The following is an 11,726-nucleotide window of genomic DNA, read 5'->3' on the forward strand; positions in this document are numbered from 1 at the left end:
AGAAATGTCCATACTAATCGTATTGCTTTGCATTGTTATACTGATCCTGCTGATTACGTGGGGAAAGCTGAATGCGTTTCTGGCGTTTTTGATCATCTCCCTGTTGGCAGGATTGTTATTGAAACTGCCGCCGGAAAAAATTATGTCGGCAGTGCAGCAGGGTATGGGCGATACATTAGGTTCCCTGGTAAGCATTATTTGTTTGGGCGCCATGCTGGGCAAACTGGTAGCAGAAAGCGGCGCAGCACAAAAAATTGCAACGGTACTGATGGGTGCGTTTGGCGCCCGGTATCTGCAATGGGCATTAATGATCACCGGGTTTATTATAGGCATTCCATTGTTCTATGGAGTAGGATTTGTGTTGATGGTGCCGCTGATCTTTTCAGTTGTATACCAGTATAAATTACCAGCGGTATATATTGGTTTGCCCATGTTGGCGGCATTGTCTGTAACGCATGGTTTTCTGCCCCCGCATCCATCACCTACCGCGTTGGTACAACAATTCGGGGCCAGCATGGGTATTACTTTGTTATACGGATTGCTCATTGCCATTCCGGCTATCATTATTGCCGGTCCATTGTTTTCAAGAGTGGTGAAGAATATAAAGTCGGAACCATTGGAATTATTCAGGCCACAGGCCATTGATAAAACCCAATTGCCCGGAAGCGCCAATAGTTTTATCACTTCTTTGTTGCCGGTATTTCTGCTTACGGCTACTACGGTGCTGAATTACCTCTTAAGCAACAACCAATCAGCAAAGGGAGTACTAACCCTGGTCAGTGAACCCGGGCTTATCATGCTGGTATCTGTTTTAGTAGCCGCTTTTACGTTAGGCACCGGCTGCGGCAGGTCTATGAAATCGGTAATGGCCATCTATGGCGAAGCAGTGAAAGATGTGGGGATGATCCTGTTGATCATTGCCGGTTCAGGAGCGTTGAAACAGGTATTAACGGAGAGTGGGGTAAGCAAAGAAATTGCGGCAGCATTGGAAACCTGGCCCGTTCATCCATTGGTGCTGGCCTGGTGTATGGCCGGCATCATTCGCATTTGTGTGGGCTCGGCTACGGTGGCGGGGTTAACAACAGCCGGTATCATTGCGCCTTTGCTGGCTAAAACATCGGTAAATGCCAACCTGATGGTGTTATCGGTAGGCGCCGGCAGCTTATTGTTCTCGCACGTAAATGATGCGGGGTTCTGGCTTTTTAAAGAATATTTCAATTTGAGCATAAAAGACACCTTAAAAACCTGGTCGGTAATGGAAACAATTGTGGCTGTAACCGGATTGGTTGGTGTAATGATCCTGAGTTATACTATCGGTTAAAATAAATATCAAACATTGAACAAATGAACGCAGAAGAAAGATTCAAAGCACTGGGATTAAAATTACCTCCTGCTCCCACACCATTGGGTGTGTACAAACCTTATCTCATCGATGGTAAATATCTGTATTTATCCGGCCACGGGCCTGTGAAGGAAGATAAAACCCTCATTATTGGCCGTATAGGAAGCGAGCTGAATGTAGAGGAGGGTAAGCTGGCAGCCCAGCAGGTAGGGCTTACTATGTTGGCAACGATCTGCACACATGTTGGCAGTCTCGATAAAATAAAGCGCGTGATCAAAGTGCTGGGTATGGTGAATTGCACAGCTGATTTTGAGCGGCATCCTTATATCATCAACGGCTGCAGTGAATTGTTTGCTGCGGTATGGGGCGAAGAGAATGGCATTGGCGTTCGCAGCGCCGTAGGATTTGGTTCTTTACCCGATAATATTCCGGTGGAGATCGAGGCGATGTTTGAGTTGGTGTAGGGGAGTTGACCAGTTAACCAGGAAAATGCAAGTTGATAGCGTTGATAGGGTTGATATAGTTGATAAAGGCCAGAGCCAAAACCGGAACTGTATTTGCTTTCAGCTTTTACCTTTCAGTTTTTTGCCTGTATTTGTTTGCAGCTTATAGCTTGAAGCTTGTAGCTGTTTTCTGCCGAAATTGGGTTATACTTGTTGTAAATGTAATGAATGATGATTACCCCCAGTCCTGTTCAGTTGACCGCATTTGGTGAATTTATGCTGCGGTTGCACAGCGCCGGATCGCAACGTTTTTTACAGACCCAGGAGTACAAAGCATACTATGCAGGGGCAGAAGCCAATGCCTGTGTGTTGTTGTCACGCCTGGGTGTTACAACCAGGTATGTTACCCGTGTTCCGCAAAATGACATTGCACTGGCTGGCATTCAGCAATTGCAAAGTCATGGCATAGCTACCGGCCATATAGTATATGGTGGTGAAAAGCTGGGCCTTTATTTTACGGAGCCGGGTAATCATATCCGCCCCACACGGGTGATCTACGACCGGGCCGGTTCCTCTTATGCAGAACTGCAACCCGGCATGATCGATTGGAAGCAATCATTAAACGATTCTCAATATTTTCATTGGTCGGGCGTGGCTCCGGCGGTTTCACAAAGCGCAGCCGATGTATGCGCCGAAGCGCTGGCTGTGGCAAAACAGCAGGGCGTTATCATTTCAGCCGATTTCAATTATCGTAGTACTTTATGGAAATACGGTAAGAAAGCGGCCGACATTATGCCCGCCTTATTGCAACCGAGCGACATAGTAGTGGCTGACCTGGATTCAGCTGCTGTATATTACGGCATCAATACCGATGCCAATGCCTCATTGGAAGAACGGTTCAAACAATGCAGCGGCGCCTTGCAGCAACGATTGCCCAACATGAAAACCCTGGGCATGAGCTTTCGCAAAACCGATGGTCCAGTACATATTTATTCAAGCGCTTTGATGCACAACGGGCAGTATTATTTTTCTACCGGTTATAAGTTGCCCTATATCACTGACCAGATTGGTACAGGTGATGCCTTCACCGCCGGGATGTTATACGGATTGATGAATGGGTATGAACCACAGGCCATCGTTGAATTTGCCACCGCCTGCGGCGCCCTGAAACAAAGCATTCATGGCGATTGGGCAGTAATTTCTAAAATGGAGGTTGAGCAATTTATGCAAACCGGATCATCTGGAAGAATAATTAGATAAAGGCAGTAGGCAGTGGGCAGTAGGCAGTGGTGAAAACGGCAGAGGGCAGAGTTGCCACGACGCGGCAACAATGGTGGTAATGAGTCTGAAATAGGTAAAAAGAAAAATAGTCGCAAGGCAGTATTCCTCCCCCTTCACCGGAGGGGGCGGGGAGGCCTGCAACAACAAATTTAAAGCATGTTTATTATAGACGCACACCTGGATTTAAGTATGAATGCCATGGAATGGAACCGCGATCTGCGGCAATCAGTTATGGACATTCGCAAAAGGGAAATGGGATTGACAGATAAACCTGACAGAGCTAAAGGCACCGTAGCGCTGCCTGAATTACGTAAGGGAAATATAGGGTTGGTGGTAGCTACGCAAATTGCCCGCTATATAGAGCCGGGTAGTTGGCTGCCTGGCTGGCATTCGCCCGAACAGGCATGGTCGCAAACCCAGGCGCAGCTGGCCTGGTACAAAGCCATGGAAGCCGACGGTGAAATGGTGATGATAAAAAACAAGACTGATCTGGAAAGTCATCTGGCGTTGTGGCTGAATGGCGAACCCAATGATAAGAAACCCATCGGCTATATCCTGAGCCTGGAAGGAGCCGATTCTATAGTTACACTTAAGCACCTGGAAATAGCCCATGCCTATGGATTGCGGGCTGTTGGTCCGGCCCATTATGGCCCCGGCCGTTATGCCAATGGTACCGATGCTATCGGCGGATTGAATGCCATGGGCAGGGAACTTATAAAAGAAATGGACCGGTTAAACATGATCCTCGATGCCACGCATTTGTGCGATGACGCCTTTTGGGATGCCCTCAGCATTTTTAAAGGACCGGTATGGGCCAGCCATAACAATTGCAGGGTGTTGGTTAATCACAACCGTCAGTTCAGTGATGACATGATAAAGGCATTGATAGAAAGAGATGTTGTAATCGGCGGGGCGCTCGATGCCTGGATGATGGTGCCTGGCTGGGTACGGCAGCAATCGACGCCCGAAGGCATGCATTGCAACCTCGACAAAATGCTCGATCACCTGGATCATATCTGCCAGCTGGCAGGCAATACCCGGCATGTGGGTATTGGTACCGATCTCGATGGGGCCTTTGGCAAGGAACAATCTCCCTATGACCTGGAAACCATTGCCGATCTGCAGAAGATCCCTGTTTTGTTAACCAAACGTGGATATGCACCCGCAGATATTGAAGCCATTATGCACGGCAACTGGCTGCGCTTCCTGCGAAAAGCATGGAGCAATTAATGTTTAAAGGTTGTTTAACAATCCGGGTAATTTTTTAAATAAGAAGTATGCCAGCCCCAAAACGGTGGGCTGGCAGCGTTGTTTTTAACGGTAAATACGTTTTTTGGGATAAATAATAACCGCTTAATTATAAGAGTCTTACTTACAATTTCTCCACTGGCTTCGCTTTTAAGGAATGTTTTATGAACAATAGGCACAAAAATGGCTTATAGCAGCATGACTGTCATTGCTACGGTCATTGCAGGCAACATCGATACCCTTCCGTCCAACCTTTCACCCCTGGTCTGTAGTAGATATTTTAGTTAGCTCAATACATGAAGGCGCTTTAATAACATTTTAATAACCCAACGGTTGTGTAATAAGCAGCCGTACTATAAATGACTTGATACAACCATAGGCAAATTATACTATACAGAAATTTATTTATATAGAACTTGTTATGAAGATCGTACATGTAGTAGAACCTTTTGCTTCTGGTATAGCAGCGTTTGTTCAGTCGATTGTGCAAAACCTCCGGGATGATTACCATATCGTGATTCATGGTGAGCGGGAATATGTGATGCGTTCAAAGGAGGTCATAAAATATTTTCCGGATGACAATGTGCAGTTTATCAGGTGGCGATCGGCACAACGTAGTATAAGCGTGGTAAAAGATACAGTAGCGTTGGTTGAGCTTTGCAGGCTGTTGCAGAAACTGAAAGCCCAGAAAATGGTGGATGCTGTTCACCTGCATTCTTCCAAAAGTGGTTTCCTGGGCCGGCTTGCCTGCAGGCTTATGAACATAACCAACGTGATCTATACGCCCAATGGCGCACCGTTTTTGTTAAGTAATATAAATGCAGTTAACCTGTTTTATAAACTCTTTGAAAAACTGGGTTCCTCATTTGGCGGAAAAGTCGTTTGCAGTTCCCAATCTGAACAGGATGCCTATCGAAAACTGGGCATTAAAGCGCTGAATATTAACAATGGCATAGCCGTTGATACCAGCCATTACATTCCGGAAGAAGCGCCGTCGGTAAGCGGTAAATTCCGTATTGTTACCTGTGCGCGCATTGTGCAGCAAAAGAACCCCATATTATTTAACGCCATTGCAGCTCATTTCAGGGATTTTGAGCAGTTTGAATTTATCTGGGTGGGCGATGGGGAAGACCGTCACCTGCTTACGGCGCCCAATATTACCATAACCGGTTGGTTACCGCAATCGGATGCGTTGGCGCTTATCAACAGCGCTCATTTATATTTATCCACTTCCCAATACGAAGGACTGTCTTTTTCCGTTCTCGAAGCGTTGTCACTCCGTAAAACGGTGTTGTTAAAGAATTGCATCGGTAACCGGGATATTGTGAAAAAGGGCTTGAACGGGGACCTGTTTTCCATTGCGCAGGAAGCCATCGTAAAGATCTTTCAATACTACAATAATCCGGCAATGTTACGGGTTATGGGCGAGTATTCGGGCTGGCTTTGCCATAAAGAGTTTAATGTAGACACCACTTGTTTGGGGTACCGGAATTTGTATCAGCGTGTTTAAATAATAAAGTATAATCAGTTTAAATAAAAAACTATGGATATCTCTGTAAACGGACTGAAAGAAAGGAACGAAAGCGCAAAGAATGGAACTAACGGGCATGCCATAGCCGATCCGGCATATAAACAGATCAATGAAAAACTGGAGCAGATCACCCGGCACCTGCTGCAGGAAAATGACTATAAACAACAGGTAATAGAAGAACAGCGGTTTGAAATGGAAGCGCTGAATAAAGAGATTGATCAGAAAGCGGTGGTAATAGCAGGTTTGAAAGAACAACTAAACCAGTGTGCGCAACATACAGAAGGGCACCGGCAACTGATCAATAAATTATTGAACGACATTGAGCATTTTCAGAATGATATCGAGTGGTATAAGCGCACCTATGAACGCAGAAGTATTTGGGGTGTGCTGAAAGATAAGTTAACAAAAAAGAAATGATTAGAAGAGCAGCAGAGCCAGCGTGGTGAGCAGTTTCTTTAATGATTTAATGGATTGATACAACAGGTTGCGGGCCGCCTGGTAATTAATGTTCATGATCTCACTCACTTCTTCATAACTCAGCTCCTGGTAAAACTTCAGGTAAATAATTTCTTTCTGCCGGTGCGATAACCGGCCAAGCGCCTGTAATACCCGCGCGGTTTTTTCTGCATCCTGCTCCCGCCCAACCAGCAGGGTTTCGTGGCTTAATTCAAACAACACATCGCTGTAATTTTCGTTAAAAGGACTGGCTGTTTTGCGTTGATAGGCGCGGTATAACTTGTATTTAAGCGATTTAAACAAATAGGCTTTTACCGATTGTACCTGGGTCTGGCTCTTGTTCTGCCATAATTCTGTAAATAACTCCTGGATGCAATCCTCCAGGATATCGTTGTTGCCGGTGAGCTTACTGCCATATTGAACCAGCGGTTCATAATACCGCCGGAACAACAGGTCAAAAGAATGGTGATCGCCTTGTTGGTAGGCCTCCCATAATACTATATCAGGCTGGTTGGAAATCAATTTGTTAAGCTACCGCTAGTTTTTTGAGTATGAAACGGAAACAGATGTGAATTTAGGATATGTTTTAGATGAAAGTCGCAAAAAGGGGCAAAAATATGGTTACAAAAAATGATTTTGCCGTACTAAAATTAGAAGAGAAACCTACTATATGGATACACCGATCAATTCTGTTGAAGACCTTATAAGTGATGATAGCTTTTTGGCGTGGTATTTTAAAACCGATCAGCAAGCTGTAGACAACTGGAACCTCCGTATTGCCAATGATCCTATGCAAAAAAAGTTGGTTGATGAGGCAGTTCAATTACTCCAACGTATCACCATTAAAGAAGAACCGGTTGATGCCCAACGGCTAAATATCGCCCGGGAAAGATTAGCAAAAGCTATCAACCTGGCTAATGATCCTCAGCCCGCAACACCGGTTGTTTCCATGCTTTCGCGCCGCACAAAATGGTGGGCCGCAGCTGCAATAATTTTCTTAACTTCAGCAGGTATTTGGCAATATATCCGCACTACTGGTAAACTTGTTATGCAAACAGCCTACGGGGAAACCCGGCAGGAAGTTTTACCCGATGGATCCCAGGTTATGTTAAACGCCAATACCACTCTCAACTACCGCAAATGGAAAGAAGGGGCAGATAGAGAAGTATGGGTAAACGGTGAAGCCTTTTTCCATGTTAAAAAAACAGCTCAGAAAACACGATTCATTGTCCATACCGGCCATTTTGATGTGGTGGTAACAGGAACTCAATTCAATGTTATTAACCGGAACAGCAAGAACAATGTACTGCTAACAGAAGGAAGCGTTACGGTACAGGGTAAAGATCAGGAAGTACAAATGAAGCCGGGCGAATTTGTTGAGTTCAATACTACCGGAATTCAAAAGAAGGGCGTTAACAACGCGCCCGTGCTGGCCTGGACAGAACATAAATTTATTTTTGAGAAAACTCCTATGAAAGAGGTCGCTGAACTGGTAGCGGATCTGTATGGAATTAAAGTTAACCTGGCTTATAATGCCGCGGCAACTGATTCTCTCTCTGGCATTATACCCAACGACAACCTGGAAGAAGTAGTGCAACTGTTGGCTTACTCAGGGTATGATGTAGAGAAAAAAGGGAAAGAAATTCTGATTAGGAAAAATAAAAAGAACCAGAACCAGGCAGGTTTATTTTTTTAAGATCTGCGTATGAGGAAAAAAGGCTCTGAAAGATTTTTTCGGGGATGTTTTTTCATAGTTTCATTGTTGCTTGTCAACTGTGTCTTTGCGCAGGATGCAGTATCATTCAATCGAAAAAGGCCTCCCCGGCAGTCTTTACATGCAGGCGTATCAACTCCGGCAACAGACACATCTATTGCCAGGCAGCCTCTTTTTTCCATTCTGAAGCAATTGAATCAATCGAAAGGCATTTTCTTCCTCTTCTCCGAAAAATCATTTGGCGATATACTGGTAAAACCGGTTGTGGATAAGAACCTGCCGGTTGAACAAATACTGGTTGACCTGCTGCAGTTTACCGGGTTGAATTTTAAAAAGGTAAACGATAAAACCTTTGTCATTATCGCCGCTCCTGAAAATACAACAACTCAAAGCCCACCCATTACAGAAGAGTCAAAAAATAGTGCTGAAAAGAAAGCTCAGTTGGTAAAAGGCCGTATTACCAATGATGGAGGAAAACCATTGGCCAATGTGAGCATTTCGATAAAAGGCACCAGCATTGGTACTACTACCAATGGGGAAGGGGAATTTAATATAACAGGCGCAAAGGGGCAGGTGTTGCAGTTATCAAGTGTGGGGTATGAAAAGAAGGAAATTCAGTTGAGTAATTCCAGCCCCATTATCAATCTCAATGTGCAAATGTCGCTATTGGAAAATCTGATGAATGAAGTGGTGGTAACTGCTCTTGGCGTAAATAAATATTCCCGGTCGCTGGGGTATTCGTTAAGCACGGTAACGGCAGAGAATCTTTCTGCAGCCGGTAACACCAATTTTGCTTCTGCCTTATACGGCCGTTCACCGGGGGTGATGATCAAAACGGCGCCCGGTGGTGCCACCAGTGCCGTGCAGGTACAGATCCGTGGTGTGAACTCCCTTAATTTTAACGCGCAGCCATTGTATGTAGTGGATGGCATCATCATTCGTAATACCAACGAAAAAGGCATTACCGGCATCAACAACGGCGGCTACTGGGCCGATCCCCGCATTCGGGGCAATGGAATCCTGGACATTAATATTGCCGATATCGATAACCTGTCTATTTTAAAAGGCGCCAGTGCAACCGCCTTATATGGATCTGAAGCTGCTGCGGGTGTTGTGGTTATCACTACCAAAAAGGGAACGGCCAAAAAGCGGTTAGGCGTTGCTGTAAATTATACCAACACTTTAGAGGAAGCAGCTTTTTTGCCAAAATACCAGAATGAGTATGGGCCCGGTTCCGACAGGGCCACCAATCTTTCTGAAGGTGCTACCGAAGACGGCTGGATACCGGTTGATACCGATGGCGATGGCATCAATGATGCCATGCGCCCCAACTTTACTGCCTATGCGCAATTTGGTCCCAAATTCGATGGCAGCCTGGTTCCCTGGTGGGATGGGCAAATGCGGCCTTATGTGGCACACGAAAAGAATTATAAACAATTGTATCGTCTCGGGTTTAATTCTATCCTCAATACTTCGATGTCTAATGCCACCGATAAATTTTCTTACCGGTTATCATACACCCGCAACGATTATAAAGGCATTCAACAGGGGGGCGATCTGCAACGCAATACTGTACACCTCAATACTAATTTCAAGATCACCGATAAACTGAATATAGATGTAATCGCCAACTATTTAGGCAGCAAGGTGCATAACCGGCCTTACCAGTTAACCAGGATCATTGCAGCTTATGCGGGTCTTTTCAGCAGGGCAGAAGATATGTCGGTGGTGTTTAACAAATACAAAACCAGTGAAGGCTACAAATGGGTGCCCTTCAACCAGCCACAACGGAATCCCGCTGAAGCATTGCGCTATAATGTAAAAAGCGAAATGCTTGATTTTTTGTGGATGCAATTAAGGAATAGTGAAGATGAATATGAGGACCGTTTGCTGAATAGTGTAACCCTCAATTATGAGCTGAACAAAGAGCTGAAGTTCAGGGCCCGGTTTGGCAATGATTTTACCAGTCTGAAAACAGAATCAAAGCTGTACAGTGAATATCCCTCCGCTTTCAATACGGCTGCGTCAAGTACCGGGGGTTATAAAATTGCCAATGGCAGGTACTCCATCCTGTATGGCGATGCGTTGCTTACCTGGTCGAAAAAACTACCCCACAAATGGAGCCTCTCACTGACCGGTGGTTATCAGTCGCGCAAAGAAAACTACATCGATCAGTCATCGGAGACCACCGATGGCTTGCTGGAAGAGAACTGGTTTAGCCTGGAAAATTCCTACCATGCGCTTAAAACGGGCTCCGACAGAAGCGCCATTCTTAAATATGCCTTCCTGGGTTATTTTAACCTTTCGTACAAAAACTATTTGTATTTTGAAGGAACGGCCCGCAAGGAATATTCTTCTACATTACCGCCAGGTCACAACAGTTATTTTTATCCATCACTGAATACGGCATTTATTTTTAATGAAGTGTTGAACCTGCCTGCCTGGGTCTCCTTCGGCAAACTGCGTTCTTCTATTGGCGTGGTAGGGAATGCGCCGCCGCCGTATACTTCGCCGGTAACCTACACCCAGCAGAACCTGGCTACTGCACAGGGAACGGTAGCTGCCCTGAATTCGCAAATGAATGCGGGCAACAACAACATCAGGCCCGAGAATAAATACGAGCTGGAGATGGGATTGGAAACTATGTTGTTCAGGAACCGGCTGGGTTTTGATTTTACCTGGTACAACAGTCGTACGGTAAACCAGATCGTACAACTGAGTGTGCCTGCCAGTTCAGGCGCTATGACCAAACTGGTTAATGCCGGCGAACTGCAAAGCAATGGAATAGAGGCAAGAATTCAGGCAACGCCATTTCTTGCCCGTAAATTTAAATGGACAACCCAGGTAACGGTGGCGAAATCCCGGTCAAAAGTGAGCAAACTGGCAACGGACGTTAATAATATTACATTTTATGAAGCCGAACAAAATGGGCTTAGAATAGTAGCTGAAGAACATGAAACAATTGGGAATATCTATGTTTATCCAAGGTTAAAAGATAACAATGGCAATTACATAATCGGCTCCAATGGGTTGTATACCATCGATAACAACCGGTATGAGAAGGTGGGCAATGTAATGCCAAAGCTAACCGGCGGTTGGTTTAACAATTTGAGCTGGAAACATTTTTCGCTCGATTGCGCTGTTGACTATCGCTTTGGTGGCAAACTGGTATCACCGCCATTGAAATATAATACTGGAGCCGGCATGTATAAAAGCACGTTGCAGTACCGCGATGAAGAACATGGCGGGTTACCCTATTATATCGACCCCAGTGGACAAAAAATATTGTTACCCAGCCATAACTCAAAAGTGTCCAATGCAGGCAGGGTGTATCACGATGGCGTTATTCTGCCGGGCGTAACCGTAACGGGACAGGAGAATACCCAAATCGTAGATGCCGCCTATTATTATATGAACACGTTTATCTGGGGGGCTTCCTCGGTAAATGAAAGTGCTGTGGTAGATAACAGTTATGTAAAATTACGGGAACTGGTGATCGGTTATTCACTACCGTCCAAATTAACAGGAAAAATGCATTTTAATAATATCCGCATTTCACTGATCGGTAGAAACCTGTTCTATTTCTACCGGACGTTAAAGAACATCGATCCAGAAGCAACCATTGGGTCCAACTGGATCAGGCAAAGTGTGGATGAGGGCTCAATGGCCGCAACCCGGAGCATGGGCTTTTCGGTAAACCTTGATTTTTAA

At 45.2% G+C, this 11,726-nt stretch carries 9 protein-coding genes; 8 read left to right on the forward strand and 1 reads right to left on the reverse strand.

Annotated features, from left to right (window positions below; translation table 11 throughout):
- Positions 1-4: 4 nt before the first annotated feature.
- From NIAKO_RS35735 to NIAKO_RS35760, 6 genes are all read left to right on the forward strand, one after another.
- Positions 5-1,321, forward strand: coding sequence for a gluconate:H+ symporter (locus NIAKO_RS35735; RefSeq protein ID WP_014223391.1), 1,317 nt, complete (start codon positions 5-7; stop codon positions 1,319-1,321).
- A gap of 23 nt (positions 1,322-1,344) precedes the next feature.
- Complete coding sequence (locus tag NIAKO_RS35740; protein ID WP_014223392.1) at positions 1,345-1,806, forward strand: RidA family protein; 462 nt, start codon at positions 1,345-1,347, stop codon at positions 1,804-1,806.
- A gap of 207 nt (positions 1,807-2,013) precedes the next feature.
- Positions 2,014-3,045, forward strand: coding sequence for a sugar kinase (locus tag NIAKO_RS35745; protein WP_041347680.1), 1,032 nt, complete (start codon positions 2,014-2,016; stop codon positions 3,043-3,045).
- 177 nt (positions 3,046-3,222) lie between these two features.
- Positions 3,223-4,296, forward strand: coding sequence for a dipeptidase (locus NIAKO_RS35750; protein WP_014223394.1), 1,074 nt, complete (start codon positions 3,223-3,225; stop codon positions 4,294-4,296).
- Between the two features lie 439 nt (positions 4,297-4,735).
- Positions 4,736-5,824, forward strand: coding sequence for a glycosyltransferase (locus NIAKO_RS35755; RefSeq protein ID WP_014223395.1), 1,089 nt, complete (start codon positions 4,736-4,738; stop codon positions 5,822-5,824).
- 33 nt (positions 5,825-5,857) lie between these two features.
- Complete coding sequence (locus tag NIAKO_RS35760) at positions 5,858-6,262, forward strand: hypothetical protein (protein WP_014223396.1); 405 nt, start codon at positions 5,858-5,860, stop codon at positions 6,260-6,262.
- Here the strand turns inward: NIAKO_RS35760 and NIAKO_RS35765 are convergent, their stop codons facing one another.
- A complete protein-coding gene (locus NIAKO_RS35765; protein WP_014223397.1) occupies positions 6,263-6,823 on the reverse strand; it encodes an RNA polymerase sigma factor in 561 nt (186 codons plus the stop codon). It abuts the gene before it with no gap.
- A 148-nt stretch (positions 6,824-6,971) separates the two neighbouring features.
- On the opposite strand from NIAKO_RS35765, the gene NIAKO_RS35770 reads away from it, so the two are divergent.
- On the forward strand, positions 6,972-7,997 hold the full coding sequence (locus NIAKO_RS35770) for a FecR family protein (protein ID WP_014223398.1): 1,026 nt from the start codon (positions 6,972-6,974) through the stop codon (positions 7,995-7,997).
- A 210-nt stretch (positions 7,998-8,207) separates the two neighbouring features.
- Complete coding sequence (locus tag NIAKO_RS35775) at positions 8,208-11,726, forward strand: SusC/RagA family TonB-linked outer membrane protein (protein ID WP_165761223.1); 3,519 nt, start codon at positions 8,208-8,210, stop codon at positions 11,724-11,726.

This window comes from Niastella koreensis GR20-10, from assembly GCF_000246855.1.
Lineage (GTDB): Bacteria > Bacteroidota > Bacteroidia > Chitinophagales > Chitinophagaceae > Niastella > Niastella koreensis.

What these genes read in the sequence shown, in the direction of transcription:
- NIAKO_RS35770 (WP_014223398.1), top strand. Translation starts at nt 6,972, where the DNA reads ATGGATACACCGATCAATTCTGTTGAAGACCTTATAAGTGATGATAGC.
- NIAKO_RS35740 (WP_014223392.1), top strand. Translation starts at nt 1,345, where the DNA reads ATGAACGCAGAAGAAAGATTCAAAGCACTGGGATTAAAATTACCTCCT.
- NIAKO_RS35745 (WP_041347680.1), top strand. Translation starts at nt 2,014, where the DNA reads ATGATGATTACCCCCAGTCCTGTTCAGTTGACCGCATTTGGTGAATTT.
- NIAKO_RS35735 (WP_014223391.1), top strand. Translation starts at nt 5, where the DNA reads ATGTCCATACTAATCGTATTGCTTTGCATTGTTATACTGATCCTGCTG.
- NIAKO_RS35750 (WP_014223394.1), top strand. Translation starts at nt 3,223, where the DNA reads ATGTTTATTATAGACGCACACCTGGATTTAAGTATGAATGCCATGGAA.
- NIAKO_RS35755 (WP_014223395.1), top strand. Translation starts at nt 4,736, where the DNA reads ATGAAGATCGTACATGTAGTAGAACCTTTTGCTTCTGGTATAGCAGCG.
- NIAKO_RS35760 (WP_014223396.1), top strand. Translation starts at nt 5,858, where the DNA reads ATGGATATCTCTGTAAACGGACTGAAAGAAAGGAACGAAAGCGCAAAG.